The organism is Leifsonia sp. Leaf336 (genome assembly GCF_001423695.1).
Lineage (GTDB): Bacteria > Actinomycetota > Actinomycetes > Actinomycetales > Microbacteriaceae > Leifsonia.
In genome coordinates this window covers 805,300-831,773 of sequence record NZ_LMOZ01000001.1, presented here as the reverse complement: position 1 = coordinate 831,773, position 26,474 = coordinate 805,300, and the positions used below count along the sequence as shown (strand labels likewise).

Sequence of the window (26,474 nt, the reverse complement as noted above, 5' to 3'; positions counted from 1 at the left end):
CCTCCCCTCGCCGTCATCCGAGTCAGTTCCGTCCCCGCGCTTGCGAGTCATCCTAGGGGCGGGGTCCTGTGTGTTACCCGTTTGGCCGCGGCACGTCGCGAGCCGAAACAGGGAACAGCAGGGAGCTCCTCGCCGTTTAGGCTGGGGAACGCCACGACGAAAGGATCGCACGATGGGTGCACAGCAGGACGACGCAGCACAGCAGACGTACGAGGTCAGCAAGACCGAAGACGACTGGCGTCGGGAGCTCACCCCCGAGCAGTACGCCGTGCTGCGCGAAGCGGGAACCGAGCGGCCGTGGACGGGCGAGCTCCTCGACGAGGGCCGCGCAGGCCTCTATACGTGTGCAGCGTGCGGCGCGGAGCTGTTCAAGTCGGGCACCAAGTTCGACAGCGGCTGCGGCTGGCCGAGCTTCTACGAGTCGATCCGGCCGGAGGCCGTGCAGCTGCTCGAGGACGACAGCCTGGGCATGGTCCGCACCGAGGTCCGCTGCGCCAACTGCGGCTCGCACCTCGGCCACGTGTTCCCCGACGGCTTCGGCACGCCGACCGGCGACCGTTACTGCATGAACTCGATCTCCCTGAACTTCGCGCCGGCCGCCGAATGAGCGCTGGCCCGAGCGACCTCGTCGAACGGGTCGCGGCGCGCCGGTCGTACTCGCGCGTGACGCCCATCGCGCCCAGCCACGAGGAGCTGCTGCCGTTGGTCGCGGCCGCCGGACGGGTCGCCGACCACTCCGCGCTGCACCCGTGGCGGCTCATCGAGCTGCGCGGCGACGCCCGGGTGCGGCTCGGCAATGCGTTCGTCGAAGACGCCAGGCTCACGGGCGAGGCCGCCGAGAAGCTGGCCTCCAAACCGCTCCGCTCCTCCCTGCTGCTGGCGATCGTCTCGGTGCGGACCAAGAGTGAGAAGGTGCCGGGCTGGGAGCAGGACGCGGTCGCCTCCGGTGTCGCGCACGTCCTGAGCCTGCTCCTCCACGATGCCGGCTGGGGCGTCATCTGGCGCACCGGCAACCACACGCGATCCAAAGCCGTGCACCGGATGCACGGACTGGCCAAGAACGAGCGGCTGCTCGGCTGGCTCTACGTCGGCGGGGTGCCGGAGGAGAGCAAGGAGGGGCATCGCAAGTCGATCGACCCCGAGCCCTTCCTCAGCGTGCTCGACTGATCCGTCGGCGGTCCCGCTAGCTCTGCCCGACCTGCTTCTCGGGGCGGCGCCGCCCCCAGCGCACGCTCGCCACCGCGACAGCGACGAGGGCCAGCAGCGTGCCTCCGATCGTCGACGCCGCAACCGGCTGCGACGTCGTGGGCGCGAGGACGTCCAGGAGCAGCGCCGTGACGAGCTGCCCAGCGACGGTCGCGAGGCCCAGCAGCAGGACGCCGGTCACCCGGACCAGCAACGCGGCCGCGGCGATGAAGACGCAGCCGATCGCGCCTCCCGCGTATAGCCACGGCTCGGCGGGCAGCGGGTTCGGGAGGCCGCGGATGCTCCAGTCGATCGCCATCAGCACCAGGAGGACGGTCGTGCCGACCGTGAAGTTGATGAAGGTCGCGGTGAGCGCACTGGAGGCGACCACGCGAACCTGACCGTTGACGGCCTGCTGCCACCCCAGGCCGAGCCCCGCGATCAGCGGCAGCAGCATGAGCCACACCGGCACTCCCCCGCCGAACTGCGACGAGACCGCCCAGGTCACGGCGCCGAGCGCGATGAGCGCGCCGGCGAGACGGGCGGGGGTGATCGGACGCCGACCGCCCGGCCCCAGGCCGATCCGGTCGAGGACGAGCCCGCTGACCGTCTGGCCTGCGACGACGGCCACCGTGAACAGGGCGACCCCGAGGACCGCGGCGGCCACCCCCTGCGACAGCACGAGGAACGCGCCTGCCGCCCCACCTGCGACATACCACCACGGCAGCTCCCGGCCGCGGACTGCCGCGACCACGCGGCGCAGCCCGCGCCGGCCGACGGGCGCGATCGCCATCGCGACGATCAGGATGAGCAGACCGGAGCCGAACGAGATGACGGCCGCCGTGACCCCGTCGCCGAGCCGGCTGCCGAGCTCCCCGTTGATGCGCGACTGGAGGGCGATGCCCGCCCCGCAGATCATGGCGCAGACGAGCGCGAGCCAGAGCGGGATGGAACGGGAGGTCACTCCCCCTAGCCTACGGCGACGTCTCGTCGCTCAGGGGGCGGGCGCCTCGCCGTCGCTGGGCTCAGGATGCGGGAGCCAGGGGATGTTCTCCTCGGGGGCCACGTCTTTCTCGAAGTCGAGGTCGTAGTCCTCGTCGGGCTTGTCGCCGTCCGGCTTCTTGTCGGTCATGACCTCACCGTACCCGGCGACTCCCCGGCGAGGAAGGAGATGGGCGACTCGATCGCGTCGGCGATCTCGCGCAGGAAGCGCGCGGCGACGCCGCCGTCGGTGACCCGGTGGTCGAAGACGAAGCTGAGCTGCACGATGCGGCGCGGGACCACTGCTCCTTCGACCACCCAGGGACGCTCGATGACGCGCCCGATGCCGAGGATCGCCACTTCCGGATGGTTGATGATCGCCGCGCTGCCGTCGACGCCGAGGCTGCCGTAGTTGTTCACGGTGAACGTGGAACCGCTGAGGTCGGCGGGAGGCAGTGCGCCCTCCCGGGCGGCGCCGGCCAGCCTGCCGAGCTCGGCGTCCAGGTCTCGGACGCTCAGCGCGTCGGCGCCGCGGATCACCGGGACGAGCAGCCCGCGTGGGGTGTCGGCGGCGAAGCCGAGGTTGACGCCCTCGAAGGTCTCGATGCCGTCACCGGCGGCGGTGACGCGCCCGGCCAGCTCGGGATGCCGGGCGAGCGCGCTGAGCGCGAACCGCGATACGAACGCGAGCATCGAGGGCGGCCGCCCCGCACGGCCGAGCGCACGGCGGGCCTCCCACAGCTCGGTGGCGTCGACGTCGACCCAGACGGTCGCCTCCGGGATCTCGGAGCGGCTGCGGGTCATCGTCTCGGCGACGGTGCGCCGCAGGCGCGAGAACGGCGTGACCGCGGCGATGCGGAGGCCAGTTCGCGGGTCGACGCCGGAGGCGTCCGGAGCGGCGGGAGCCGGTGCGGCGGCTGGCGCGGCGGCCGGTGCGGCGGGCGCCGGCGCTGCGGCGAGCGCGGCCTCCACGTCGCGCCGGGTCACCACGCCGCCCGCCCCGGTCGGCGTCAGGGAGGCCAGGTCGATGCCGTGCGTGTGGGCGAGCGCGCGCACGACCGGCGAGACGACAGGGACGATGCGGCTCGGGGCGCCGGCGGGGGCGCCGCCGCGCGAGACGGCACGTCCGCGCCGCCGGGCGGTGGCGTGATCGGTCGTGCCGTACCCGACGAGCACCTGGCCGGAGCCGGCGGCGACCGGTTCGAGGACGGGCTCAAGGACGGGTTCAGGTTGTGCTGCGGGCTCCGGCGCCGGTGCGTCCGCGACCTCCTCCACCTCGATCAGCGGCGAACCGACCAGGATGGTCTCGCCCTCCGCGCCGTGGCAGGCCGCGACGACGCCGGCGAACGGCGATGGCACCTCCACGACGGACTTGGCGGTCTCCACCTCGGCGATCGGCTGGTCGACGGCGACGGTGTCGCCGACCGCCACCAGCCAGCGGACCAGCTCGGCGTCGGTCAGGCCCTCGCCGAGGTCGGGCAGGGCGAAGACGTTCATGCGTCCTCCCACTGGAGGTCGTCCACGGCGTCGAGCACCCGGTCGACGCCGGGCAGGTAGAACCGTTCCAGCTTCGGCGGCGCGAACGGGGTGTCGAAGCCGGTCACGCGGCGCACGGGAGCCTCCAGGTAGTGGAAGCAGCGCTCGGAGACGCGGGCCGCGATCTCGGAGGCGACGCTCGCGAAGCCCGGGGCCTCGGCGACGACGACCGCACGACCGGTCGCCCGCACGGCGGCGCAGACGGTCTCGTCGTCGAACGGCGTGAGCGTGCGCACGTCGACGACGGCGAGGCTGCGGCCCTCCTCGGCGGCTGCCTCCGCCGCTGCGAGCGCGACGGGCACGGTCGGCCCGTACGCGATCAGCGTCGCGTCGGTTCCTTCGCGGGCGATCCGGGCAGACCCGATCCGAGGAAGGGGCGCGGTGACGTCGACCTCCCCCGTCGACCAGTACAGCTTCTTCGGCTCCAGGAAGACGACGGGGTCGGGGTGGGCGATCGCGGCACGCAGGAGGCCATAGGCGTCCTGCGGGGTCGACGGCGCGACGACGGTGAGGCCCGGCGTGTGCACGTAGTACGCCTCCGACGAGTCGGAGTGGTGCTCGACGCCGCCGATGCCGCCGGCGAAGGGGATGCGGATGACCATCGGCAGCCGCACGGCGCCGCGCGTCCGGTTGCCCATCTTGGCCACGTGGTCGACGATCTGCTCGAACGCCGGGTACGCGAACGCGTCGAACTGCATCTCGACGACGGGGCGGAGGCCGTTCATCGCCATGCCCACCGCCGTGCCGACGATGCCGGACTCGGCCAGCGGGGTGTCGAAGCAGCGCTGCTCGCCGAACCGTGCGGCGAGGCCGTCCGTGATGCGGAAGACGCCGCCGAGGGTGCCGACGTCCTCGCCGAAGACCAGCACGGCGGGGTCTTCCGCAAGGGAGTCGGCGAGTGCGCGGTTGAGGGCCTGCGCCATGGTCATGGTGGTCACGGCGGGCGCTGTCGGCTGGGGCTCCTGCCGGTCGCCGTCGGCGGAGTGGTCGGCAGGGGCGTCGTGCATGAGCGTCATCGGGCGACCTCCTCGGTGCGGGTCTCGGTGCGGGTCTCGGCGGCGAGCTCGGCGGCCAGGAGGTCGGCCTGCTCGCGCAGTTGCGGGGTCTGCTCGGCGTAGACGTAGGCGAACAGGTCGAGAGGCTGCGGTTCGGCGTCCGCCATGATGCGGGTGCGCAGGTCGAGCGCGACCCGATCCGCCTCGGTGCGGAACCGGGCGTCGTCGTCGTCCGTCAGCGCGCCTTCCGCTTGCAGCCAGGTGCGCAGCCGCAGCAGCGGATCGCGCGCGATCCACGGCTCGACCTCCGCGGCGGTGCGATAGCGGGTGGCGTCGTCGGCGTTGGTGTGCGACTTCATGCGGTAGGTGAGGGCCTCGATCAGAGTCGGGCCGCCTCCTTCGCGTGCCTCCGTCACGGCCTCCCCCAGCACGGCCAGCAGTGCGGCGAGGTCGTTGCCGTCGACCAGGCGCCCGCGCATCCCGTAGCCGATGCCCTTGTGCGCGAGGCTCGGGGCCGCCGTCTGCCGGCTCAGCGGAACCGAGATGGCGTAGCCGTTGTTCTGCACCAGGAAGACGACGGGGAGGTGGAACACGGCCGCGAAGTTGAGCGCCTCGTGGAAGTCGCCCTCGCTCGTGGCGCCGTCGCCGCACATCGCGACGACGACGGTGTCCTCGCCGCGCAGCCGCGCCGCGTGGGCGAAGCCGACCGCGTGCAGCAGCTGGGTCGCGAGCGGAGTCGCCTGCGGGGCGACCCGGTACTGCTTCGGGTCGTACCCGGAGTGCCAGTCACCGCGGAGGAGAAGGAACGCCTCGAACGGATCGACGCCGCGCGTGACCACGGCGACCGAGTCGCGGTAGGTCGGGAACAGCCAGTCGTGCTCGTCGAGGACCATCGCCGCGGCGACCTCGCAGGCCTCCTGGCCGTGCGACGACGGGTACACCGCCAGCTTGCCCTGGCGCACCAGCGCGTCCGCCTGGTCGTTGAGCCGGCGGCCGAGCACCAGACGGGCATAGCCGTCGCGGAGCACCTCGGCGGACGGGAACGCGTAGTGCTCGTGCGGGTGGCCCGAGCCCTTCTCGTCGATGAGCCCGAGCGGGGTGTCGCCCGGCATCAGATCGTCGGCGTGCATCTGTTCTCCTTCGAAAGACGTCGCTGATCATCAGGATGACTTCGCTGGACCCGGTTTGCCACCTGTCCCCGAGTTTTGAGACGAACGGGTGCGCGGGCGGTCTTTCGATGTCAAACTGTCTTCCACCATGGACGACATCGACTCCCGGATCGTGGACGCCCTTCGGGCGGACGGCCGAGCCTCCATCACCGCCGTTGCGGAGGCCGCGCACGTCTCGCGCGCCAACGCCTACGCGCGGGTCTCCCGCCTTGTGGAGGACGGAGTCATCACGGGCTTCACGGCCAAGGTCGACCCCCGCCGCTCCGGACGGGCCTCGTCGGCCTACGTGACGATGCGTGTGGAGCAGGCGGACTGGCACGACCTGCGCGAACGGCTGCGCGGTATCCCGGAGGTCGAGCATTTCGCACTGGTCGGCGGCGACTTCGACGTGATCCTGCTGGTGCGCGCCCGCGACAACGAGGACCTCCGCCGAGTGGTGCTGGAGGAGCTCACCAGCATCCCGTCGGTGCGCGACACGAAGACGTCGCTGGTGTTCGAGGATCACGACCTGAGGTAGCCCCACTGGTGCGCGACCCCGCACCGCTCGCTACGCTCGCGCTATGGCGAACCCTCGCACGGGCACGCTCACGTCGGAGCTCACGATCGCCGACCTGCTGGCGATCGCGCGGCTGGACGAGCGCGCCGCCGTCGACGGACTGACCGTCGCGCTGACGTGGAGGTACGAACACACGATGACGTTGGCGAAGGCGCTGGCGGCCGCCGGGTCCGGCGTCATCCTGTCGCTCGTCGTCCCGGTGCTGCAATCGAACCCCGCGGTGAACCCGGTCCCGGTGGCCGCCTGGTTGTGGGTGCTCGTGGCGGGGATGGTGACGATGCTCAGCGGCGGGGTCTTCTACCTGCTCGCCCGGCGCTCCCAGCGCACGTTCGTGCTGGCGCAGGGGCTGCTCGCCGAACTGCTCGCGCTCCGTCCGGCGCCTCCTTCGGAGCCGCAGGGGCGGCCGCCGTCAGGGGCGCCCTCATGAGCACCACCATCGTCGTCGTCCTCGCCTCGTTCGTGGTCGCTCTCGCCCTCGCCCTCGCCGTGGGCGCCGTCATCGTGCGCGCCTCCCGCCTGCAGAACGACCGGGCCCGCGCCGCAGCGCTCACGACGCCCGCCGCCTGGAGCGCCCTCGCCGGCATCTCGCTCGCGGGCTACGCCGACGACGAGCGGGTCCGCAGCGCCGTCGACGCGTTCCTCGCCGCCGGCCGGGCGCGATGAGCTCGCTCTCGCTCCCCCGGCCTCCCGTCGCCGCCGACCGCGACCCGTCGCGTGCGCACTGGATGGAGCTGTTCTTCGACCTGGTCTTCGTCGCGCTCGTCGGGCAGCTGGCGCACGGCCTCCACGTGCATCCGTCGTTCGGGACGCTCGCGATCTTCGTCGCCCTGTTCGCGTCGGTCTGGTGGTCGTGGGTCAACCTGACCTTCGTCGTGGACGTCTCGCCGCAGCTGAGCGCGCGGAGGCTCTCGATCGTGATGCTGATCGCGATGTTCGCGGTCGGTGCGCTGGCGGTCGCGGCTCCGGAGGCCGTGGGCGACCGCGCCTGGCTGTTCGCCGCGGGCAATTCCGTGCTGCGGGTCCTCCTGCTCGCGATCTGGATCCGGATGTCGTGGGCGAACGGCACCGCCTCCCGCGTGCGGATCGTCGCCTACAACGGGGTGACGGCGGTGCTCTGGCTCGTCTCGATCGCCCTGCCGGCTCCGGCGATCTACGTGCTGTGGACCGTGGCGATCGTGATCGAGATCGTCCTCCTCACGGTGACGTCGGGCGCGTGGTCCTCCCTGGCCCTCGACCGGATGAACGTGGAGCATCTGTCGGAGCGGTTCGGCCTCCTCGTCATCATCGTGCTGGGTGAGTCGGTCCTCAGCATCGTGGCGGCGGTCAGCGACGCCTGGACGCTCGCGGCCGGGATCGTCGGCGCACTGGCGCTGCTGCTGACGGCCGGGCTCGCGTGGTCCTTCTTCCTCTACGGCGTCGACGCCATGACGAGCGGGCTCGAGAACCTGCTGGAGGCCGGCGACGCCCGCGGGATCCGCGACACCGTCGGCTTCCTCCCCTTCCTGCTTCTCGCGGGTGTCACCGCGCTCTCGGGGGCCCTGGCCGAGGCGATCGCACGCCCCGCCGAGCCGCTGCCCGCCGCGCTCGCGGTCTCGCTCGGCGGCGGCATCGCCCTGTTCTACCTGACGAACGCGATCATCGCCCGCCGCTACGGCGACCCGTGGGGGCGCGTGCTGCGCTGGGCGATCCCGGCCGTGGCGCTCCCCGCGTTGCTGGCGGTGGCCGCCCTGTGGCTGCCGGCCGCGGTCGCCGTCGGCTGCGGGGTGCTCATCCTGGCGTTCGTCGTGACGTCGTCGGAACTCGCGTCGCGTGCGCGTCGCTTGCCCGACCGGCAGGGTTCTGCGACTATTTACTAGCTGAACGTTCGTTCGGTAATTCGCATTCGAAGGAGCTGCGATGCCCGAGGCCTACCTGGTGGGCGGAGTCCGCACGGCGGTCGGTCGCTACGGGGGCGCGCTCGCCGGAATCCGGCCCGACGACCTCGCCGCACTCGTGGTCGGGGAGGCCGTGCGCCGCGCCGGAGTGGACGGCGCCGCTCTCGACGACGTGATCCTGGGGGCCGCGAACCAGGCCGGCGAGGACAACCGCAACGTCGCCCGGATGGCCGTGCTGCTCGCCGGCCTGCCGGACAGCGTCCCCGGAGTGACGGTCAACCGGCTGTGCGCATCGGGTCTCAGCGCCGTGACGCTCGCCGGGCAGGCGATCCGCGCGGGGGACGCGGATCTGATCGTCGCCGGTGGCGTCGAGTCGATGACGCGCGCTCCCTGGGTGCAGGCGAAGCCCGAGCGGCCGTGGGCCAAGCCGGGGCCGCAGTTCGACACCTCCATCGGCTGGCGCTTCACCAACCCGCGACTGCTCGACCGCGACAAGGCCACCTTCACGATGCCGGAGACGGCCGAGGAGGTCGCCCGGATCGACGGCATCACGCGCGAGGAGGCCGACGCGTTCGCCCTCCGGAGCCATCGCCGGGCCGCCGCCGCGACCGACGCGGGACGGTTCGCCGACGAGATCGTGCCGGTGTCCACCGCTCGCGGTGACGTCGTCGCCGACGAGAGCATCCGCCGCGACACGGACGCCGCCGCACTGGCGGCGCTGCGCCCCGTTGTCGCGGGCGGTTCGGTCGTCACGGCGGGCAATGCATCGCCGCTGAACGACGGCGCATCGGCGATCGTGGTGGCCAGCGGCGACGCCGTCCGCCGCTTCGGCCTCCGGCCGCGTGCCCGGATCGTCTCCTCGGCGAGCGCCGGCGTCGCCCCCGAGGTGATGGGCCTCGGACCGGTGCCCGCAACGCACCGGGCGCTCGAGCGTGCCGGGCTCGAGGTCGGCGACCTCGGCAGCATCGAGCTCAACGAAGCGTTCGCTTCCCAGGCTCTGGCCTGCGTGCGCCGGCTCGGCCTCGACGAGGAGCGCGTCAACGCCGACGGCGGCGCCATCGCCCTCGGTCATGCGCTCGGCTCGAGCGGCACCCGCATCCTGGTCACCCTCCTCGGCCGGATGGAGCGCGAGCAGTCGCGGTACGGGCTGGCGACGATGTGCGTCGGCGTCGGCCAGGGCGCCGCACTGATCGTGGAGGCCGTGTGAGCGCCGACCGGAGCCCCGCGAACCGACTGGGAGACCCTGTGACGACCGAGACCCTGCTCGTGACCGAGCTCGCCGACCGCGTGGTCGTGACCCTCGACCGGCCAGAGCGCCGGAACGCGATCGACCAGCGGATGGTCGATGACCTCCACGCGGTCTGCGAACGGCTCGAGCGCGAGCCGCGCCTCCTCATCCTCGCCGGCTCGGAGGGGGTCTTCGCCTCCGGTGCCGACATCGCCGAGCTGCGCGAACGCACGGCCGCGGACGCCCGCCGCAGCATCAACGCGAGCGTGTTCACCCGCATCGCCGAGCTGCCGATGCCCGTCATCGCCGCCCTCGACGGCTACGCACTGGGCGGCGGCGCCGAGCTCGCCTATGCGGCCGACTTCCGGATCGGCACCCCGCGCCTGCGCATCGGCAACCCGGAGACCTCGCTGGGAATCATCGCGGCCGCGGGCGCTCTCTGGCGCCTCCCCCGGCTCGTCGGCCACCCGCTCGCCGCCGAGATGACGATGGCCGGGCGCGTGCTCACCGGCGAGGAGGCGCTCGCCGCGGGCCTGGTGAGCGACCTGTTCGCGCCGGACGAGCTCCTCGCCGGGGCGCACGCGCTGGCCGACCGGATCGCCGCGAACGACCCGCTCGCGACGCAGTACACCAAGCGCGTCCTGCGGGCGCCGCTCGCCGAGCATCCGGCCGCGGAGCAGGAGGCGCAGGCCGTGCTCTTCGAATCGGAGGAGAAGCACCGACGGATGACGGCGTTCCTGGAGCGGAGGAAGCGATGAACGCGGAGGACAGCGGCGGCATCCCGGGCCGAGTCGGCGTACTCGGCGGAGGCCGGATGGGCGCGGGCATCGCGCACGCCTTCCTCATGGCGGGCGCCAACGTCGCGGTCGTGGAGCGCGACGCCGCCTCGGCCTCCGCGGCCCGCGACCGCGTGCTCGCCGCCGTGGAGGGCAGCGTCCTCCGCGGCACCGTCGCGCCGGAGCCCGATCGGATCGTCACGACCATCGACTGGGACGCCCTCCGCGGCTGCGACCTGGTCGTGGAGGCCGTGCCCGAGCTGCCCGACCTCAAGCGCGAGGCGCTGCAGCGCGCAGAGGAGCTGCTGGAACCCCTCGCCGTGCTCGCCAGCAACACGTCCTCGCTGTCGATCGACGCCCTCGCCGCCGGGCTGCAGCGGCCGGGCGCGTTCCTCGGCATGCACTTCTTCAACCCGGTGCCCGCCTCCGCGCTCGTGGAGGTCGTGTCCGGCTCCGCGACCGCGCCGAGCGCCGTCGAACTCGCCACCGGCTGGGTCGCAGCCCTCGGCAAGACCCCGATCGTCGTGCGCGACTCCCCCGGCTTCGCGTCATCGCGCCTCGGCGTGCTGCTCGGCCTGGAGGCCGTGCGGATGGTGGAGGAGGGCGTCGCCTCCCCCGAGGACATCGACGCAGCGATGACCCTCGGCTACAAGCACCCGGTCGGCCCACTGCGGCTGACCGACATCGTCGGGCTGGACGTGCGGCTCGACATCGCCGAGTATCTCGCGAACGAACTCGGGCCGCGCTTCGAGCCTCCCGCACTGCTGCGGCAGATGGTCGCCGAGGGCCTGCTCGGCCGCAAGTCGGGACGGGGGTTCTACGACTGGAGCGACGAGACGGGCGGAGGCGCCGGCGCCGATGTCAGCCGCGCTCCGGAGCGTCCACGATGAGGTTCGTGATTCGTGCGGTGCAGAGCCGGTTGCCGTCCTCGTCGGACACCACGACCTCGTGCGACGTCACCGTGCGGCCCAGGCGGATCGCCGTCGCGACACCGGTCACCAGCCCGCTGCGGGCCGACCGGTGGTGCGTGGCGTTGATGTCCAGCCCCACGGCACTGCGGCCCGGCCCGGCGTGGATGACCGCCGCCCACGAACCCAACGCCTCCGCGAACGCCACCGAAGCGCCGCCGTGCAGCAGCCCGAACGACTGGCGGTTGCCCTCCACCGGCATCGTCGCCACGACGCGCTGCGCCGACTGCTCCAGGATGCGAACGCCCATCTTCTCGTCGAGCTCGCCGAGCTCGATCGTCCAGTCTTCATCGGCCACGGCACCAGCCTACGTGCCACCGGCCCCTGTCCTCCCGGGAGGTACCGAATGAGTCTGCCCAGCTACCTGCGCGATCAGTGGTGGAGCCCCGCATCTGACAGCGGCGCCGACGACGGCGCCGCGGAGGTGCGCGACGCCTCCACCGGCGAGCTCGTCGCCCGCGTCAACGCCGCCGGCGCCGACTTGGCCGGAGCGCTCGAGTACGCCCGCACCGTGGGTCAGGCCTCCCTCGGCGAGCTGACCTTCCACCAGCGCGCCGTGCTGCTCAAGCAGATGGCGCAGGTGCTGACCGAGCGCAAGCAGGAGCTCTACGACCTCTCCGCGCGTGCCGGCGCGACCAAGGCCGACTCCTGGATCGACGTCGACGGCGGCATCGGCGCGATGTTCACGTACTCCTCGAAGGGTCGCCGCGAGCTGCCCAACGCCCAGGTCCTGATCGACGGGGCCCTCGAGCCGCTGTCGAAGGACGGTTCGTTCCTCGGCGAGCACATCTTCACCCGGCTGCCGGGCGTTGCGGTGCAGATCAACGCGTTCAACTTCCCGGTCTGGGGACTGCTGGAGAAGTTCGCGCCGTCGTTCCTGGCGGGAATGCCAACGCTCGCCAAGCCGGCGACGCCGACCGCGTACGTCGCCGAGGCGATGGTGCGCATCCTCGTCGAGTCGGGCCTCCTGCCCGCCGGAACGCTGCAATTGGTGTGCGGAGGCGTCCCGGGCCTCTTCGACCATTTGCGGCTGGGCGATCTGGTCGCATTCACCGGGTCGGCCTCCACCGCCGAACGGCTGCGCGCGCACGACTCGGTTCAGACGGGTGGCGTGCGGTTCACGAGTGAGACGGACTCGATCAACGCCTCGGTGCTCGGCCCGGACGCCCTGGCGGGCACGCCGGAGTTCGACGCGTACGTGAAGCAGCTGGTGGTCGAGCTGACGGCCAAGGCCGGCCAGAAGTGCACGGCGATCCGCCGAGCGATCGTCCCGGCGGCAGCCGTCGACGACGTGCTCGCGGCCGTGCGCGACCGGATCGCCGAGCGGGTCGTCGTGGGCGACCCGCGGGCGGAGGGCGTGACCATGGGTCCGCTCGCCTCCCGGGAGCAGCGCTCCGAGGTGCTGCGACAGGTCACGCGCCTGGTGGCGGCCGGCGGCGAGCTGGCGATCGGAGGTCTCGACCAGCCGAGCGTGAAGCGCGCGGACGGCAGCCTCGGCGCCGAGCCCGAGGGCGCGTTCCTCGCGCCGATCGTGCTGCGCTTCGCGGACGCGCGGACGCCGGAGGCGCACACGGTGGAGGCGTTCGGACCCGTCGCGGCCGTGCTCCCGTACGCGACAGCGGCGGAGGCCGCGGAGCTCGTCGCCCTCGGCGGCGGCTCGCTCGTCACGAGCGCAGCCACCCACGACCCGGAGTTCGCGCGGGAGCTCGTGCTCGGCACGGCGGCTTACAACGGGCGCATCCTCCTGCTCGACCGCGACGACGCTCGCACCTCCACCGGTCATGGCTCGCCGATGCCGCACCTGGTCCACGGCGGCCCCGGCCGCGCGGGCGGCGGGGAGGAGCTCGGCGGAATCCGTGCGGTGCTGCACCACATGCAGCGCACGGCCATCCAGGGCTCGCCCGACCTCCTCACCGCGGTCACCGGCGTCTGGCATGCGGGAGCCGCGGCCGACTCCGACGGCCCGCACCCGTTCCGCAAGTCGCTCACGACGCTCCGGATCGGCGACCAGGTGCGCTCGGGGGCCCGCCGCGTCACCCTCGACGACATCGAAACGTTCGCGACGTTCACCGGCGACACCTTCTATGCGCACATGGACGAGGAGGCCGCGGCGGCGAACCCGTTCTTCCCCGGACGTGTGGCGCACGGCTATCTGCTGGTGTCGTGGGCGGCGGGCCTCTTCGTCGACCCGGCGCCCGGCCCCGTGCTCGCGAACTACGGACTCGAGAACCTGCGGTTCCTGACGCCGGTGTCGCCGGGCGACAGCATCCGGGTCGACCTGACGGCCAAGCAGATCACGCCCCGCGAGACGGACGACTACGGCGAGGTGCGCTGGGACGCGCGCATCACGAACCAGCGCGACGAGCTGGTCGCCTCCTACGACGTGCTCACCCTCGTCGCGAAGTAGGCGGTGGCGCTTCAGCGCGAGTGCATGAACATCGGCAGTAGCCACAGGACAGTGACCGCCAGGCACAGGGTCGCTGGGAGAAGGCAGACGAAAGAGATCGTCATCGTCGAGATTGCGAGCCTCTTTCGCGTTGCTCTCCCGATCGCGTTACCGCAGACAATGATGCTCGCGAGCAGGAGCGGCCAGTAAAGCAGGCTCGCTCCAATGGAGAGGAAAAACGCGTTGAGGCGCGCATACGCCGGCGCGGAGGCGTCATAGACCATCCCCGTTGACAGCGCCCCCAGAAAAACCAAGACAGCTGCAGCGAAAAACGAGACTCCCACGACGAGCAGTGACCGCGAGCCCACCGACGTGGCGGGTTCACTGTCGAGATGCGATTCCAGTGCGGCAGATGCGGGTGTCATGGTCCAAGGAATCCTCTCGTCGGGAACAGTAGCTACGGTATGGTGCAGATCACGCTGGTTCGGGGGTTGATGGTTCCGGCGGCAGGTCCTAGTCGAGGGCCGGAGGCCGAACGAGGCGAGTCACCACCACGACCGCATTCATCGGCCTCCCCACGCTCACTCCCGAGGGTAGGGAGTGACGCTGGGACTGTTGGTCGGGTTGTAGGGATTCGGGTCGAACTCGTCGAAGGTGCGATAACCGTTCGGGCCCGCGAACTTGTCCAGGCTGGGATCGGTGGAGCACTCCGAGTAGACGCTGAGATAGAAGTGGGTCGTCATGGCGGTCACGCCTGCGTAGAGGCTGCCGTCCGCGCGATCAGCGCGAAGATCCGTGGTGTGTTCATCGTCGATGTCGATACCCCCGACGACGCTGACGGAGTATCCCTGGCTTTCCCAGAACTCCCCCATCTTCGTGGCGAACGCAACCGGGTCACCGACCGGCGCGTGAAAGAGAGCAACCTGAAAGCGTTGGCCGCGGTTGCCTTGGGTGGTGCAGCCCTCACCGATGAACTCGACCGTGGCTGGGTTCCACTGCTTCGCCTCCGGTTGGAGCCCGAGCCCCCACCCATCCGGAAGCTCCGAGGCCGTGATCGCGGCGTTCATCGCCTCGATCGTCTCGATACGCAACTGCTGCCCCGTTTTACCGGAGTCAGGATAATGCGATGTCATAGTGCAACCTCCAAGAACCAAACTGGTAGCAAGCGCCACCAACAGAACACGGACAACGCGGGTCACCGGCCCAACCCCGGCGACCGGGAGAGTTGCTCGAGGTCCCAGTGGGCCCACCGGTTGTGCTCCGAAGACTGCTCGCTCGTGTCGGTCAACGCACCACTGACCTTGTCCACCCGCCCCGTGGTGACTGCAGCCATATTCCAGAGCGACTGGGTGCCTACGTCGTAATAGCCGTGTCCTTCGGAGGGTTCCGCGTTTCCGATCCACCCGATCGGCGAATGGCCCGGCTTGCCGATCGGGTTGTGCCCGTCCACCCGCTGCAAATCCTTACCGTCACCGTCGGCACTGAGCGCCTGAGCACCCCCGATCGACTGGGCCAACGGCAGCGTCACCCCGGGGTTCGGGTTTGCGCGCCCGGAGACAGCGGCACCGATCGGCGCAAGCTGGTCCGGAGACGCCGCAGTCGTATAGACGTGAGCCGCACGGACTTCTGACAATGACGAAACCAACGACGTGTCGATACCCGCAGAGCCCACCATCACGAACGAGTCGATTTTCGCTCTGACCTGCGTGAGAGCGATCGAAGCCATCGTCGTGCCATAGGAATGCGCCGTGACCGAGATCGGCGAATAGCCGGACACGAATCCATCGCGCAACTCGGCGTTGCCGTCGAGTTCAGCTGCGAACCGAGCGGCGCCCTTCTTCGCGGAATCGCTGACGTTCACACCGACGGGATCCGGGTTGTCGTACTCGAAACACGCCACGACCCCGGGGCTGGCGCTGGTGTCGATTTGCTTCTGAGCTCTCCACAGGTTTCTGCTCGCCCTGCTCCAGTCATCCAGCCCGTCTTTCGCGCCGAAGTCCATGCCGCCCACGGACCAGGTTGTCGGCCAACACGTATCGAGGTCTCCGTAGCCGACGGCGAGCATCGGCGGCTCAGCGAAGAAATTGAACGCCACGAGCTGCACGGGCACACCGTCCGCCGGCGGGATGAGCGCCTTTCCCATGGCCGCCATCACCTTGCGCTGGGCGTCGGAGAGGTCGGGGTCACGCTTTGCGGCCTCATAGCTGATGAGATTCGCGGTGTTCCGGTCTTTGTACGGCACACCCGGAAGATTGCCGATGATCTCGGGCGCTGCCTCGATGAACGCCGCTCGCCTGTCGGGGTTGAGGCTGAGCCACCACCCGGCCACTCGCTCTGGCGTCGGCGGGTTGTCCCAGAACTGTCGCGCGAGGTCAGGATCGCCGGCCAGAAGCGCTTTCAACTGGTCCAACGGAAGCCGAGTCAGCAGAGATAGCAAGGTGGTGCCGCTAGTTCCGGTGACCTTCTCGATCGTCGTCAACGTTTCCACGGCAGTGGTGAACTCTTGAAGATCGCCGAAGAGTGAGTCGGGGGACGCCTCGGCGGCATGCTCGATCGCCGTGACGAAGCGGGTCTCCGCCCGCGTGAACTCGTCGTGTGCTGACTGGGCCTCGGCGCGAGCCTGCTCCAGCCGCTGTCGCGCGTCCTCCAACCTCCGGGTGACCTGATCACGGTCTGCCTGGATCTCGTGCGCACGCTGTTTCGCCGCAGCTACCTCGACGAGGGTCGGAACACGCGTACTCGGTGGAGGCGGTGTATTCGTATATGCAGCGATCAAGTCCGTCATCCCCGTGACCGCGGCGAGCGCCTGATCGTAGGAACCGGACAACGCCTGGATCGACGCTTCCGCCGCTGCGATCTCCTTCTGCGCCTCTTCCGCGCTGTGCAACGCCCGATCCGCGTCGAACTGGGCGGAGAACATCGCCTCCGCCCACGTCTGAGCGGCAGCCCCCACCTCTCGGTTGCGTGTCGCTGCTTTCTCGGCCGCGACCTGGAGGCCGCCCAACCGTGAGCAGAACGCCTGTCCGGCAAGCCCCGACCAGGTCGGAGCCTCCACTCGGCCCCGAACATCGAGCACCAAACCCGCGATGGACTGGAACCACTCCCCGCGCGCCCGCACGTCATCCATCAGGGCCGCGACGGCGTCCACATCTCCCGGGGTGGGGTCGTCGCCGAAGTTGACCGGCGACCAATCCCGCACCTTAGAACGCACGGGAATCGCTGCCGAACGCCCGCGCCGCCTCCGCGTCGCGCTGCTCATAGGTGTAGGCCGCCGAGCGAAGCAGTGCCGACAGCTTCTGGACACTGCGCACCGTCGACGAGCACTCTGACGACCACGTCGGGTAGTAGCGCTCGAACGCCGCATCCGCCCGGGCGCTCCCCAGGTCACCCATGCCGATCGTCACGATGGGGGGCGCCTCCGGCAGCCTGTCCAAGGAATGCGCCTCAGCCCGCAGCACTGCGACATCCGCCGCCACTTTTCCGCTCATGAAACCCCACTCTCGCTACCAAGAATGTTTCCATGACGTACCTGAAATGTCTATTTCTAATTTTACACGTAGTCGTCGCGCGCCGAAGGGCACGCTCGCGCCCCTAAATCCGCGTTTTAGGGGCGATTACGTGCCCTTCGGCGGCGATGAGGGCGCTGGAGGCTGGGAGGCGGGCTCAGGAGGGCGTGCGCAGCGCGAACGCCAGGATCGTGTCGGCGAGGTCGTCGGGGGTGACCGCGCCCGCGGGGTCGTACCACTCGGTGAGGGAGTTGATCATCCCGAACAGCAGACGGGCGACGACGGCGGGATCGCCGTCGGCGCGCAGCGCGCCCTCGGTGCGCGCCTCGGCCACGAGCGTCGCGACCGCGTGGTCGAACGCGCGCCGCCGCTGCAGCGCGGCCCGCTCGACCTCCGTGTTGCCGCGCACGCGCAGCAGCAGGGTGACGTACGGGAGGCGGTCGGCCAGCACCAGCACCGCCTCGCGGAGCACGAGCGCGAGCCGTTCGGCGGCCGTGCCGGAGGCCTCCTCGGCCGATCGCAGAGCACCCTCCAGCCCGTCGAGGGCCTCGTCGAGCGCGAGGGCGAGCAGTTCGTCCTTCGACGCGACGTGGTGGTAGATCGCCGACTTCGACAGCCCCAGGCGCTCGGCCAGCATCCCGATGGAGGTCGCGTCGTAGCCGTGCTCGTTGAACGCCGCCACAGCAACCTCGAGGATGCCGCGCTGGTCGTAGCCGGGCCGCCCCCGGCGCAGGGGCTCGGCCGTCCGGGTGTCGGTCACCTGGACAGTGTGGCATGAACACGGTCGGCTCGCATATACTGAACGAACGATCAGTCAGTATTGATTGGAGTGCCCGGTTCGATGACGAACACCACGGAAAGCACCACGACGCCCGAAGCCGACGCGGGCGAAGCCCTCTTCGAGCAGCTCATCGCCTCCGACTCGCGCATCGAGCCGCGCGACTGGATGCCCGACGCCTACCGCCGCACGCTCATCCGGCAGATGTCGCAGCACGCGCACTCCGAGATCATCGGCATGCAGCCGGAGGCCAACTGGATCAGCCGCGCCCCGAGCCTCAAGCGCAAGGCCATCCTGATGGCCAAGGTGCAGGACGAAGCCGGGCACGGGCTGTACCTCTATTCGGCGACCCAGACCCTGGGAATCACGCGCGACGAGATGACCGAGCAGCTCATCAGCGGCGCAGCCAAGTACTCCTCGATCTTCAACTACCCGACGCTCAGCTGGGCCGACATCGGCGCGATCGGCTGGCTCGTCGACGGGGCGGCGATCTGCAACCAGGTCCCCCTCTGCCGCTGCTCGTACGCTCCATACGGCCGCGCGATGGTGCGCATCTGCAAGGAGGAGTCGTTCCACCAGCGCCAGGGCTTCGAGATCCTGCTCACGCTGATGCGCGGCACCCTCGAGCAACGGCAGATGGCCCAGGACGCCGTCAACCGCTGGTACTGGCCGTCGCTCATGATGTTCGGGCCTCCCGACGGCGACTCCCCCAACTCGGCGCGCTCGATGGCGTGGAAGATCAAGCGGTTCTCGAACGACGACCTCCGCCAGCGGTTCGTCGGGATGCTCGTGCCGCAGGCCGAGGTGCTCGGCGTGACCTTCCCCGACCCCGACCTCCGCTGGAACGACGAGCGCCAGGCCTACGATCTCGGCCCGATCGACTGGAGCGAGCTGCAGCGCGTGATCGCCGGAGAGGGCCCCTGCAACGCGCAGCGCATGCAGCGCCGGCGGGAGGCGCACGAAGACGGCGCCTGGGTGCGGGAGGCCGCGGCGGCGTACGCGGAGAAGAAGGCGACGAAGGCGCGCCCCCAGGAGGTCGCTGCATGACCGGCAAGGAGGTCTGGCCGCTCTGGGAGGTCTTCGTGCGCGCGTCCCGCGGCCTCAGCCACGTGCACGTCGGCTCGCTGCACGCCCCCGACGAGGAGCTCGCCGTGCGCAACGCCCGCGACCTGTACACCCGCCGCGGGGAGGGCGTCTCGATCTGGGTGGTCCGCTCCGACGCGATCACCGCGAGCGATCCCGACGCCAAGGACGCCTTCTTCACCTCACCGGAGGGCAAGAACTTCCGGCACGCCACGTACTACACCGAGAGCGAAGGGGTGAAGCACCTGTGACAGACGCCACTCCGACGGCCTCCACGCACGACGACGAGTTCGCGCAGCACGGCCATGTCGAGCTCAGCGCCGTGACCCTCTCGGCCGAGTTCGTCGCGTCCGAGGCCGCGGCCTCCCCCGACGTCGCCGAGTACGCACTGTGGCTGGGCGACGACTCGCTCGTGCTCGCCCAGCGGCTCGGCTGGTGGATCTCGCGGGCGCCCGAGCTGGAGGAGGATGTCGCCCTGGCCAACATCGCGCTCGACCTCCTCGGCCACGCCCGGTCGCTGCTGCGCTATGCGGGTACGGCCTCCGACCGCTCGGAGGACGACCTCGCCTACTGGCGCGACGAGCAGGACTTCCGCTCCGCGCACCTCTTCGAACAGCCGAACGGCGACTTCGCGCACACCATCGTGCGGCAGTTCGCGGCATCGCACTACCTCTTCGAGCTGTACGAGCGGCTGCGCGCCTCGGCCGACCCTGTGCTCGCCGCCGTCGCCGCGAAGGCGGTCAAGGAGGTCGCCTACCACTGCGATCACGCCGACCAGTGGGTGCTGCGGCTGGCGCTCGGCACCGACGAGTCGCGCCGCCGCACCCTGACCGCGTTCGCCGACCTCTGGCCGTACGTGGGCGAACTGTTCCGCGACGAGGCGCTGAACGACCGCCTGGAGGACGTCGCGCCCCGGCCGTCGACCCTCCGGGAGCCGTTCGACGCCGTGATCGCGGCGGTCGTGACGGAGGCCGAGGTCGACCTCCCGAGCACATTCACCGCGGCGGGCGGCGGCCGCAGCGGCCGGCATTCCGAGTACCTCGCTCCGCTGCTGGCGGAGATGCAGGTGCTCGCCCGCGCACATCCCGGAGCGACCTGGTGACCGGCCACGCGGCGGAGGCGGGGCGGGCCTGGGCGGCCGCCGCGGCGGTGCTCGACCCCGAGGTCCCCGTGCTGACGATCGACGACCTGGGCGTGCTGCGGGCCGTCACGGTGACCGACTCCGGGGTGGAGGTGGTCCTCACCCCGACCTACTCCGGCTGCCCGGCGATGGACGCCATCCGCGAGGACGTCGTGCGCGCGCTCGCGGCCCAGGGGTTCGACGAGGTGCGGGTCAGCCTCGCGCTCGCGCCGGCCTGGACGACGGACTGGATCAGCGACCACGGCCGCGCCGCACTGCGCGACTACGGCATCGCGCCGCCTCCCGGCACCGGCCCGGTGCGGCTGACGCTCGGCGTCAAGTGCCCGCACTGCGACTCGCTCCGGACGCATGAGGTGTCGCATTTCGGGTCGACAGCGTGCAAGGCGCTCTTCGTCTGCGACGAGTGCGGCGAGCCGTTCGACCACTTCAAGGCGCTGTGAGGTCCCGCTGATGGCGCGTGCGCGATTCCACACGCTCGCGGTCGCCGAGGTGCGTCCGCTCACCGCGGCGAGCGTCGAGGTGACCTTCGCGGTGCCCGAAAGCCTCCACGGCGAGTACGACTACCTGCCTGGCCAGCACGTGGCCCTGCGCGCGACCGTCGACGGGCGCGAACTCCGCCGCAGCTACTCGATCTGCCGGCCGCCGTCGCGCGGCCGGATCAGCGTGGCGATCAAGCGCGACCTGGGCGGCGCGTTCTCGACCTGGGCCACCAGCGAGCTGCGGGCCGGCGACCGCATCGACGTGATGAGCCCGCAGGGCACGTTCACGATCGACCTCGGCGACCTGGACGACAAGCATGTCGCCGGCATCGCGGCAGGGTCGGGCATCACCCCGCTGATGGCACTCGCCTCGAGCGTGCTCGCGGCGTCCCCCACCAGCTCGTTCACGCTCGTCTACACGAACCGCACGGCGATCGACGTGATGTTCCTGGAGGAGCTCGCCGACCTGAAGGACCGCTATCCGTCGCGCCTGGCACTGCACCACGTGCTGTCGCGGGAGCAGCGCACCGCTCCCCTGCTGTCCGGGCGGATCGACGAGGAGCGGTTGCGCACCATCCTGGAGGCCCTGCTGCCGCCGAGCACGGTCGACGACTGGTTCCTGTGCGGGCCGTTCGAACTGGTGCAGCTCTGCCGCGACGTGCTGGAGACGTACGACGTGCCGCGCTCGCGCATCCACTTCGAGCTGTTCACGACCGGCGAGCCGGGCGAGGTGCGCGGCGACGTCGGTCACCCCGTCGTCGTGCACGACGGCGAGAAGACGGCCGAGATCGAGTTCACGCTCGACGGTCAGACCTCCACGGTGACCACGCCGGTCGACGCCAACGAATCCGTGCTGAACGCAGCGCTGCGGGTGCGGCCCGACGTGCCGTTCGCGTGCACCGGCGGCGTGTGCGGCACCTGCCGGGCACGGCTGCTCTTCGGCGACGTGCGGATGACCGAGAACTACGCGCTGGAGCCGGAGGAGCTGGAGGCCGGCTACGTGCTCACCTGCCAGTCGCACCCGCTGACCGAGAAGGTGGCGGTGGACTATGACGTGTAAGACGCGGAGGGCGGACGGCCTGTGATCGATCTGAGCATCCACGACGGCATCGCGCGCGTCACGCTGAACGCGCCGGAGCGGCTCAACGCGCTCGGCCCCGACGACCTCCGCGCCCTCGACACAGCCTATGCGGAGGCCGAGGCCGCCGGGGTGCGCGCCCTCGTCCTGCGCGGGGAGGGGCGCTCTTTCTGCGCCGGGCGCGACATCGCGGGCGTCGACCCGGCGACCGATGACGTCTCTGGCTACCTCGACGGACTGGTGACGCCGTTGCTGAGGCGGATGAGCGCCTTCCCCGCCCCGACCTTCGCCGCCGCGCAGGGAGCGGCCCTCGGGGTCGGCCTCGGCCTCCTCATCGCCACCGACGTGGTGTACGTCGCCGAGAACGCCAAGGTCGGCTCGCCGTTCGCCGCGCTCGGCGCCGCCCTCGACTCGGGAGGTCACTGGCTGCTGGTCTCGCGCCTCGGCCCGCACCGCGCGCTCGACCTCATCTACTCGGGGCGGCTGATCTCGGGTGCGGAGGCCGTGGCCGGAGGACTGTTCAGCCGGGCGCTGCCCGCCGACGAGCTCGATGGAGCGGTCGAGGAGGTCGCTGCGAGCGCCTCCCGCGGCGCGACCCGGGCGTTCCTGGCGAGCAAGGGCATCGTCGCGGGCCTCCGCGATGGCAGCCTCGACCTGTGGGGGTCGGTCGCCGCAGAGAACGAGGCACAGGCCGCCCTCCGCGACACCGCCGACTACTGCGAGGGCTTCGCCGCCTTCCAGCAGAAGCGGCCGCCGGTCTTCCGCGGCGACTGAGGCGCCGGCTCGCGATCCGGCCTGGACGCACCCAGCCTGTTCTCACTGGCATCTGGCACACTGGGTGGTATATCGCATAGAAGGTGCCACATCCCATGCCATCATCCACTAGGGCCGGAGTACGGTCGTCCGACACCGACGCGCAGGCGCAGGCGCACGCGCACGCTCACGCCCACGCGACGCGGCTCGCCCGGCTGCCCGTTCCGCAGCACTGGGTCGTCCTCTCGATCAACGCCGGCCTCTTCGCCCTCCTCCTCGGCTTCATCGTGAAGCTCGTCCCCGCGATCGCCGCGGCCGAGCTCGACCTGGTCGCCGTCGCCAGCTCGTCGCGATCGGCCCCCGCAGACGCCATCGCTTCGGCGATCGCGACGATCTTCGAGCCGCTGGGCAACGTGCTGATCGTCGCGTGCCTCTTCGTCTTCCTCCTCATCAGGCGCGCCCCGGTCAACGCGTTCGCCGTGTGCTTCGTCGTCATGGTCGGCTGGCTGGCCGCTCAAGCCGTCAAGCTGACGGTCGCCCGCCCGCGCCCGCCTGTCGACGCCCTGGATCACGCATTGCTGGTCAAGGCCGGCGACACGAGCTTTCCCAGCGGTCACACGACCTTCGTCGCTGCACTCTCGATCGGGCTGATCCTCCTCGCGACGAAGCGGCGCAGACTCGTCGCCGTGCTCATGAGCGTTCTCGTCGTGCTCGTAGCGGTCAGCCGCGTCTACACGGGCGCCCACTACGCCGGCGACGTGGTGGGCGGCGTTCTCATGGCACTGGCCGCCGGTCTCGCTGCGGCCGGCATCTGGAACGCCTACGGCATCCGTGTCCTCGGGCTGCTGCCCTTCCTCGGCCGGATCGGACCGCTCGAACCTTACGGCGACGACCGACCGGACGTGCAACGATCGACCTTCATCCCTCCCGCACGTCGCTGACGCGTTACGGAATGTGGCGGGCGGCGTGCGTGCGACGCGGAACGCATGCATCCTGGACCGCATGACCCGTCAGATCCGTTTCAACGCGTTCGACATGAACTGCGTCGCCCATCAGTCGTCCGGAATGTGGCGGCACCCCGAGGACCAGGCGTGGCGCTACAAGGACCTCACCTACTGGACCGAGCTCGCGAAGCTGCTCGAGCGCGGCACCTTCGACGGCATCTTCATCGCCGACGTGCTCGGCACCTACGACGTCTACGGCGGCAGCAACGAAGCCGCCATCCGCCACGGCGCGCAGGTCCCCGTGAACGACCCGCTCCTCCTGGTCTCGGCGATGGCGCTGGTGACCGAGAACCTCGGCTTCGGCGTCACCGCGGGCACCGCCTACGAGCACCCGTACCCGTTCGCGCGCCGCATGTCGACGCTCGACCACCTGACGAACGGCCGGGTCGGCTGGAACGTCGTCACCGGTTACCTGCCCTCGGCCGCGCGCAACATGGGTCACGACGACCAGCTGCAGCACGACGACCGCTACGACCACGCCGACGAGTACCTGGAGGTGCTCTACAAGCTGTGGGAGGGCTCGTGGGAGGACGACGCCGTCATCCGCGACCGCGAGTCGGGCGTCTTCACCGACCCGACGAAGGTGCACGAGATCGGCCACAAGGGCAAGCACTTCACCGTGCCGGGCATCCACCTCTCCGAGCCGAGCCCGCAGCGCACGCCGGTGATCTACCAGGCCGGCGCCTCCAAGCGCGGCATCGGCTTCGCGGCCGAGAACGCCGAGGCGATCTTCGTGGCGGCCTCCACCAAGGAGGGCCTGAAGGAGACCGTGGCGAAGCTCCGCGACGCGCTGGAGGCCGCCGGCCGTGACCGCTACTCCGCGCGCATCTACACCCTCCTCACGATCATCACCGACGAGACGGACGAGAAGGCGCAGGCCAAGTTCGAGGACTACCTGCAGTACACGAACGACGAGGGCGCCCTGGTCTTCATGTCGGGCTGGATGGGCGTCGACCTGTCGCAGTATGACCTGGACGAGCCGATCGGCAACGTCAAGAGCAACGCCATCCAGTCGGCGGTCGCGAACTTCCAGCGACCGAACGCCGAGGGTGGCGAGTGGACGGTGCGCGACATCGGCCGAAACGGCGTGATCGGCGGCCTCGGCCCGTTCATCGTCGGCGGCGCCGTCAGCATCGCCGACCAGCTGCAGGAGTGGGTCGAGGAGACCGACGTCGACGGCTTCAACCTCGCCTACGCGATCACGCCGGGCACGTTCGAGGACATCGTCGAGTTCGTCATCCCTGAGCTGCGCAAGCGCGGAGCGTACCCGGAGGCCTATGCCCCCGGCACGCTGCGGAACAAGCTGCACGGCGCCGGCGACCGCCTGCCCGACGACCACCGCGGCGCGCAGTACCGCGTCAAGGCGACCGCGAACGCCTGATCGACACAGAAGCACACGCAGAGCGCCGGGATCCCCACCTCCGTCGAGTCGGGGTAGACCCGGCGTTCTGTCTGCCCGCGGCCTCCCGCACGCCGCACAATGCGCGCAGGACGGGCATGGGCTTCGAAGATGTCCGTTCTACGCGGCGGCCGGCGTGCGGGTAACACGCCGGACGCCGCGGCTTCGTCGGTCACGAATGCCGCGTGCGGCCGCTCACCCGGCGCGGCGGGAACCCGTGCGCGGCGTGAACCCGTGGGCATCGTCGAGCAGGCGCTCGACGGCCGCACGCGGGATCGGGATCCAGCTCGGCCGGTGCCGAGCCTCGTACGTGATCTCGTAGACCGCCTTGTCGAGCTCGAACGCCGTCAGCAGGTCGGCGAACTCGTGCAGCACGTCGCCCGCGACGGAGGCGTAGCCGTCGAGGTATGCCTCGCGCGCGTCCGCGGCCCACGCCCGGGCGTCTGCCGGAGGCTCGCGCTGGGCGAGAGAACCCGCGACGTAGTCGAACGAGCGCAGCATGCCCGCGACATCGCGCATCGTCGCGTCGGGCAGCGCGCGCTCGGCCAGCGGACGTAGCGGCTCGCCCTCGAAGTCGATGAACTGCCAGCCGCGGTCGGAGGAATAGAGCACCTGCCCCAGGTGGAGGTCGCCGTGGATGCGCTGCAGCACGGGGAGCGGTGCGGCCGCTGCCGCCTCGTACACGGTCGCGATCGCCGCACGCAGCTCGTCGACCTCCGGCACCTCGGTGGTCGTGATGGTGAGCCTCCGGAACATGCCGTCGAGAGCGGCCCTGACGTCCCCGGCCTCCGCCGGCCGCGACGGGAGGACGGCCGCGAGCAGCCGGTGCAGCTCGGCCGTGCCCGCGCCGAGCGCGAACGCGCGCTCGGTGAAGTCCTCCCCGCGCTCCGCGGCGCTGACGGCGAGCTCCCAGCCGTCCTCCGCACCAGGAACGAACTCCTGCATGAGCGCCAGTTCACCCGTCGCCATGCCATCGTCGGCGTCGGGGCCGGGCCACGAGCCGGACAGCCAGCCGAGAAGGGCGGGAGTGCGCTCCGATCCGCCGGCGGTCAGGGCCGCGAGAGTCGAGATATCCGGATTCTCGCCGTCCTGCACGACCCGGAAGACCTTCACCAGCGTGAGCACGCCGTCGTCGATCTCGGCGACGATCGATGTGTTCGACTGCTCGGCCGAGAGCCGGCGCGACGAGTGCACGGGGATCCGCGCGCCCAGCGAGTGGCCGGTCGACCTGGCGTGCTCGCCGTCCGTGCGTCCGGCGCCCGTCATCAGCGCGGCGAGTGCCGCGACGTACGCCTCCTCGACCGGCCCGTCGTACAGGCAGCGGCCTCCGGCCTCGCCCACGAACCCCGCAGGGTCGCCGTCGCGCCGCACCCGCGCGACGAGCGGCACCTGGTACACCCGTGGGGTGCGCGGGGCGTCGTCGCAGAAGAAATAGGTGACGATCCGCGAACCGTCGTCCGCCGTCTCCGGGGCGCGTTCGAGTTCGAACGAGCCGAGCAGGCGCAGCCGCGGCTCGACGGCCTTGGTCGAGTACCAGCGCTGGCGGCGCATCCACGAGCCCACCAGCTCCGTCAGTTCCGTCATGCCTGAACCGTACGC

30 protein-coding genes are annotated in these 26,474 nt (G+C 70.8%); 18 read left to right on the top strand and 12 right to left on the bottom strand.

Features of this window, described 5'->3' with window-relative positions:
* The first annotated feature begins 172 nt into the window (after window positions 1-172).
* Both msrB and ASF88_RS04085 read left to right on the top strand, forming a co-directional pair.
* Window positions 173-607 carry a peptide-methionine (R)-S-oxide reductase MsrB gene (gene msrB / locus ASF88_RS04090; RefSeq protein WP_055914576.1) on the top strand — a complete coding sequence of 145 codons (435 nt, stop codon included), beginning with the start codon at window positions 173-175 and terminating at the stop codon, window positions 605-607.
* A complete protein-coding gene (locus ASF88_RS04085) occupies window positions 604-1,167 on the top strand; it encodes a nitroreductase family protein (protein ID WP_055914572.1) in 564 nt (187 codons plus the stop codon). The genes msrB and ASF88_RS04085 overlap by 4 nt, the downstream gene beginning before the upstream one ends.
* A gap of 16 nt (window positions 1,168-1,183) precedes the next feature.
* Here ASF88_RS04085 and ASF88_RS04080 read toward each other — a convergent pair whose 3' ends face one another.
* Genes ASF88_RS04080 through pdhA form a run of 5 tightly spaced genes read right to left on the bottom strand, consistent with a single transcriptional unit; the run spans window position 1,184 to window position 5,827 of the window.
* Window positions 1,184-2,149, bottom strand: coding sequence for a DMT family transporter (locus ASF88_RS04080; protein ID WP_055914569.1), 966 nt, complete (start codon window positions 2,147-2,149; stop codon window positions 1,184-1,186).
* Between the two features lie 30 nt (window positions 2,150-2,179).
* The gene (locus ASF88_RS20795; RefSeq protein WP_200935221.1) at window positions 2,180-2,317 is read right to left on the bottom strand and encodes a hypothetical protein; all 138 of its coding nucleotides are present in this window, start codon (window positions 2,315-2,317) and stop codon (window positions 2,180-2,182) included.
* Window positions 2,314-3,663: a dihydrolipoamide acetyltransferase family protein gene (locus tag ASF88_RS04075; protein ID WP_055914567.1), complete on the bottom strand. Its 1,350-nt coding sequence runs from the start codon at window positions 3,661-3,663 to the stop codon at window positions 2,314-2,316. The genes ASF88_RS20795 and ASF88_RS04075 overlap by 4 nt, the downstream gene beginning before the upstream one ends.
* Window positions 3,660-4,718 (bottom strand): alpha-ketoacid dehydrogenase subunit beta, encoded by a 1,059-nt coding sequence (locus tag ASF88_RS04070; protein ID WP_082518738.1) that lies wholly within the window; start codon window positions 4,716-4,718, stop codon window positions 3,660-3,662. The genes ASF88_RS04075 and ASF88_RS04070 overlap by 4 nt, the downstream gene beginning before the upstream one ends.
* Window positions 4,715-5,827, bottom strand: a complete 1,113-nt coding sequence (pdhA, locus tag ASF88_RS04065) for a pyruvate dehydrogenase (acetyl-transferring) E1 component subunit alpha (RefSeq protein ID WP_055914564.1) — start codon at window positions 5,825-5,827, stop codon at window positions 4,715-4,717. Before pdhA ends, ASF88_RS04070 begins: the two co-directional genes overlap by 4 nt.
* A 127-nt stretch (window positions 5,828-5,954) precedes the next feature.
* Here pdhA and ASF88_RS04060 point away from each other — a divergent pair, with 127 nt between their 5' ends.
* The 7 genes from ASF88_RS04060 to ASF88_RS04030 are packed head-to-tail and all read left to right on the top strand — an operon-like array spanning window position 5,955 to window position 11,190.
* Window positions 5,955-6,383, top strand: coding sequence for an Lrp/AsnC family transcriptional regulator (locus ASF88_RS04060; RefSeq protein WP_055914561.1), 429 nt, complete (start codon window positions 5,955-5,957; stop codon window positions 6,381-6,383).
* 43 nt (window positions 6,384-6,426) lie between these two features.
* Complete coding sequence (locus ASF88_RS04055; protein ID WP_055914560.1) at window positions 6,427-6,849, top strand: hypothetical protein; 423 nt, start codon at window positions 6,427-6,429, stop codon at window positions 6,847-6,849.
* Entirely contained in the window at window positions 6,846-7,085 is a 240-nt protein-coding gene (locus ASF88_RS04050; protein ID WP_055914557.1) for a hypothetical protein, read from the top strand. The genes ASF88_RS04055 and ASF88_RS04050 overlap by 4 nt, the downstream gene beginning before the upstream one ends.
* On the top strand, window positions 7,082-8,278 hold the full coding sequence (locus ASF88_RS04045) for a low temperature requirement protein A (RefSeq protein WP_055914554.1): 1,197 nt from the start codon (window positions 7,082-7,084) through the stop codon (window positions 8,276-8,278). The genes ASF88_RS04050 and ASF88_RS04045 overlap by 4 nt, the downstream gene beginning before the upstream one ends.
* 40 nt (window positions 8,279-8,318) lie before the next feature.
* Window positions 8,319-9,503, top strand: coding sequence for a thiolase family protein (locus tag ASF88_RS04040; RefSeq protein ID WP_055914552.1), 1,185 nt, complete (start codon window positions 8,319-8,321; stop codon window positions 9,501-9,503).
* Between the two features lie 38 nt (window positions 9,504-9,541).
* Window positions 9,542-10,282: an enoyl-CoA hydratase/isomerase family protein gene (locus ASF88_RS04035; protein WP_055916638.1), complete on the top strand. Its 741-nt coding sequence runs from the start codon at window positions 9,542-9,544 to the stop codon at window positions 10,280-10,282.
* Entirely contained in the window at window positions 10,279-11,190 is a 912-nt protein-coding gene (locus ASF88_RS04030) for a 3-hydroxyacyl-CoA dehydrogenase family protein (RefSeq protein WP_055914549.1), read from the top strand. Before ASF88_RS04035 ends, ASF88_RS04030 begins: the two co-directional genes overlap by 4 nt.
* Here ASF88_RS04030 and ASF88_RS04025 read toward each other — a convergent pair.
* The gene (locus tag ASF88_RS04025; protein ID WP_055914545.1) at window positions 11,162-11,566 is read right to left on the bottom strand and encodes a PaaI family thioesterase; all 405 of its coding nucleotides are present in this window, start codon (window positions 11,564-11,566) and stop codon (window positions 11,162-11,164) included. The two genes, ASF88_RS04030 and ASF88_RS04025, sit on opposite strands and share 29 nt — an antisense overlap.
* Window positions 11,567-11,614: 48 nt before the next feature.
* On the opposite strand from ASF88_RS04025, the gene paaZ reads away from it, so the two are divergent.
* On the top strand, window positions 11,615-13,675 hold the full coding sequence (paaZ, locus tag ASF88_RS04020; RefSeq protein WP_055914542.1) for a phenylacetic acid degradation bifunctional protein PaaZ: 2,061 nt from the start codon (window positions 11,615-11,617) through the stop codon (window positions 13,673-13,675).
* 11 nt (window positions 13,676-13,686) lie between these two features.
* On the opposite strand, the gene ASF88_RS04015 is transcribed toward paaZ, so the two are convergent.
* The 5 genes from ASF88_RS04015 to ASF88_RS03995 form a co-directional block, all read right to left on the bottom strand.
* Window positions 13,687-14,079: a hypothetical protein gene (locus tag ASF88_RS04015; protein ID WP_157498209.1), complete on the bottom strand. Its 393-nt coding sequence runs from the start codon at window positions 14,077-14,079 to the stop codon at window positions 13,687-13,689.
* A 156-nt stretch (window positions 14,080-14,235) separates the two neighbouring features.
* The gene (locus tag ASF88_RS04010) at window positions 14,236-14,787 is read right to left on the bottom strand and encodes a hypothetical protein (protein ID WP_157498207.1); all 552 of its coding nucleotides are present in this window, start codon (window positions 14,785-14,787) and stop codon (window positions 14,236-14,238) included.
* A gap of 62 nt (window positions 14,788-14,849) precedes the next feature.
* Window positions 14,850-16,865 (bottom strand): alpha/beta hydrolase, encoded by a 2,016-nt coding sequence (locus ASF88_RS04005; protein ID WP_162242559.1) that lies wholly within the window; start codon window positions 16,863-16,865, stop codon window positions 14,850-14,852.
* The gene (locus tag ASF88_RS04000; RefSeq protein WP_082518736.1) at window positions 16,855-17,142 is read right to left on the bottom strand and encodes a type VII secretion target; all 288 of its coding nucleotides are present in this window, start codon (window positions 17,140-17,142) and stop codon (window positions 16,855-16,857) included. Before ASF88_RS04000 ends, ASF88_RS04005 begins: the two co-directional genes overlap by 11 nt.
* A 175-nt stretch (window positions 17,143-17,317) precedes the next feature.
* Complete coding sequence (locus ASF88_RS03995; RefSeq protein WP_055914526.1) at window positions 17,318-17,920, bottom strand: TetR/AcrR family transcriptional regulator; 603 nt, start codon at window positions 17,918-17,920, stop codon at window positions 17,318-17,320.
* A gap of 81 nt (window positions 17,921-18,001) precedes the next feature.
* On the opposite strand from ASF88_RS03995, the gene paaA reads away from it, so the two are divergent.
* The 8 genes from paaA to ASF88_RS03955 all read left to right on the top strand — a co-directional run bounded on the left by paaA (window position 18,002) and on the right by ASF88_RS03955 (window position 24,857).
* A complete protein-coding gene (paaA, locus tag ASF88_RS03990) occupies window positions 18,002-18,985 on the top strand; it encodes a 1,2-phenylacetyl-CoA epoxidase subunit PaaA (protein WP_055914523.1) in 984 nt (327 codons plus the stop codon).
* The gene (paaB, locus tag ASF88_RS03985; protein ID WP_055914520.1) at window positions 18,982-19,272 is read left to right on the top strand and encodes a 1,2-phenylacetyl-CoA epoxidase subunit PaaB; all 291 of its coding nucleotides are present in this window, start codon (window positions 18,982-18,984) and stop codon (window positions 19,270-19,272) included. The genes paaA and paaB overlap by 4 nt, the downstream gene beginning before the upstream one ends.
* Window positions 19,269-20,123 carry a 1,2-phenylacetyl-CoA epoxidase subunit PaaC gene (paaC, locus tag ASF88_RS03980; protein ID WP_055914516.1) on the top strand — a complete coding sequence of 285 codons (855 nt, stop codon included), beginning with the start codon at window positions 19,269-19,271 and terminating at the stop codon, window positions 20,121-20,123. Before paaB ends, paaC begins: the two co-directional genes overlap by 4 nt.
* Window positions 20,117-20,602: a 1,2-phenylacetyl-CoA epoxidase subunit PaaD gene (paaD, locus tag ASF88_RS03975; protein ID WP_055916636.1), complete on the top strand. Its 486-nt coding sequence runs from the start codon at window positions 20,117-20,119 to the stop codon at window positions 20,600-20,602. The genes paaC and paaD overlap by 7 nt, the downstream gene beginning before the upstream one ends.
* Window positions 20,603-20,612: 10 nt before the next feature.
* A complete protein-coding gene (gene paaE / locus ASF88_RS03970; RefSeq protein ID WP_055914514.1) occupies window positions 20,613-21,701 on the top strand; it encodes a 1,2-phenylacetyl-CoA epoxidase subunit PaaE in 1,089 nt (362 codons plus the stop codon).
* A gap of 21 nt (window positions 21,702-21,722) precedes the next feature.
* Window positions 21,723-22,493: an enoyl-CoA hydratase/isomerase family protein gene (locus ASF88_RS03965; RefSeq protein ID WP_055914512.1), complete on the top strand. Its 771-nt coding sequence runs from the start codon at window positions 21,723-21,725 to the stop codon at window positions 22,491-22,493.
* Window positions 22,494-22,588: 95 nt separating this feature from the next.
* Window positions 22,589-23,413 carry a phosphatase PAP2 family protein gene (locus tag ASF88_RS03960; protein WP_055914509.1) on the top strand — a complete coding sequence of 275 codons (825 nt, stop codon included), beginning with the start codon at window positions 22,589-22,591 and terminating at the stop codon, window positions 23,411-23,413.
* Between the two features lie 61 nt (window positions 23,414-23,474).
* Window positions 23,475-24,857, top strand: a complete 1,383-nt coding sequence (locus tag ASF88_RS03955; protein WP_157498205.1) for an LLM class flavin-dependent oxidoreductase — start codon at window positions 23,475-23,477, stop codon at window positions 24,855-24,857.
* A 213-nt stretch (window positions 24,858-25,070) separates the two neighbouring features.
* Here ASF88_RS03955 and ASF88_RS03950 read toward each other — a convergent pair whose 3' ends face one another.
* Window positions 25,071-26,459 (bottom strand): maltokinase N-terminal cap-like domain-containing protein, encoded by a 1,389-nt coding sequence (locus ASF88_RS03950; RefSeq protein ID WP_055914503.1) that lies wholly within the window; start codon window positions 26,457-26,459, stop codon window positions 25,071-25,073.
* Between the last annotated feature and the right edge of the window lie 15 nt (window positions 26,460-26,474).

Excerpts from the sequence above, each read along its gene's own strand:
- msrB (WP_055914576.1), top strand. The coding sequence starts at position 173 with ATGGGTGCACAGCAGGACGACGCAGCACAGCAGACGTACGAGGTCAGC.
- paaB (WP_055914520.1), top strand. The coding sequence starts at position 18,982 with ATGACCGGCAAGGAGGTCTGGCCGCTCTGGGAGGTCTTCGTGCGCGCG.
- ASF88_RS03960 (WP_055914509.1), top strand. The coding sequence starts at position 22,589 with ATGCCATCATCCACTAGGGCCGGAGTACGGTCGTCCGACACCGACGCG.
- ASF88_RS04060 (WP_055914561.1), top strand. The coding sequence starts at position 5,955 with ATGGACGACATCGACTCCCGGATCGTGGACGCCCTTCGGGCGGACGGC.
- ASF88_RS04045 (WP_055914554.1), top strand. The coding sequence starts at position 7,082 with ATGAGCTCGCTCTCGCTCCCCCGGCCTCCCGTCGCCGCCGACCGCGAC.
- ASF88_RS04015 (WP_157498209.1), bottom strand. The coding sequence starts at position 14,079 with ATGACACCCGCATCTGCCGCACTGGAATCGCATCTCGACAGTGAACCC.
- ASF88_RS04050 (WP_055914557.1), top strand. The coding sequence starts at position 6,846 with ATGAGCACCACCATCGTCGTCGTCCTCGCCTCGTTCGTGGTCGCTCTC.
- ASF88_RS04085 (WP_055914572.1), top strand. The coding sequence starts at position 604 with ATGAGCGCTGGCCCGAGCGACCTCGTCGAACGGGTCGCGGCGCGCCGG.
- paaE (WP_055914514.1), top strand. The coding sequence starts at position 20,613 with ATGGCGCGTGCGCGATTCCACACGCTCGCGGTCGCCGAGGTGCGTCCG.
- paaZ (WP_055914542.1), top strand. The coding sequence starts at position 11,615 with ATGAGTCTGCCCAGCTACCTGCGCGATCAGTGGTGGAGCCCCGCATCT.
- ASF88_RS04040 (WP_055914552.1), top strand. The coding sequence starts at position 8,319 with ATGCCCGAGGCCTACCTGGTGGGCGGAGTCCGCACGGCGGTCGGTCGC.
- ASF88_RS04070 (WP_082518738.1), bottom strand. The coding sequence starts at position 4,718 with ATGACGCTCATGCACGACGCCCCTGCCGACCACTCCGCCGACGGCGAC.
- ASF88_RS04030 (WP_055914549.1), top strand. The coding sequence starts at position 10,279 with ATGAACGCGGAGGACAGCGGCGGCATCCCGGGCCGAGTCGGCGTACTC.
- ASF88_RS03955 (WP_157498205.1), top strand. The coding sequence starts at position 23,475 with ATGACCCGTCAGATCCGTTTCAACGCGTTCGACATGAACTGCGTCGCC.
- ASF88_RS04055 (WP_055914560.1), top strand. The coding sequence starts at position 6,427 with ATGGCGAACCCTCGCACGGGCACGCTCACGTCGGAGCTCACGATCGCC.
- paaA (WP_055914523.1), top strand. The coding sequence starts at position 18,002 with ATGACGAACACCACGGAAAGCACCACGACGCCCGAAGCCGACGCGGGC.
- ASF88_RS04075 (WP_055914567.1), bottom strand. The coding sequence starts at position 3,663 with ATGAACGTCTTCGCCCTGCCCGACCTCGGCGAGGGCCTGACCGACGCC.
- pdhA (WP_055914564.1), bottom strand. The coding sequence starts at position 5,827 with ATGCACGCCGACGATCTGATGCCGGGCGACACCCCGCTCGGGCTCATC.
- ASF88_RS20795 (WP_200935221.1), bottom strand. The coding sequence starts at position 2,317 with ATGACCGACAAGAAGCCGGACGGCGACAAGCCCGACGAGGACTACGAC.
- ASF88_RS04010 (WP_157498207.1), bottom strand. The coding sequence starts at position 14,787 with ATGACATCGCATTATCCTGACTCCGGTAAAACGGGGCAGCAGTTGCGT.
- ASF88_RS03950 (WP_055914503.1), bottom strand. The coding sequence starts at position 26,459 with ATGACGGAACTGACGGAGCTGGTGGGCTCGTGGATGCGCCGCCAGCGC.
- ASF88_RS04000 (WP_082518736.1), bottom strand. The coding sequence starts at position 17,142 with ATGAGCGGAAAAGTGGCGGCGGATGTCGCAGTGCTGCGGGCTGAGGCG.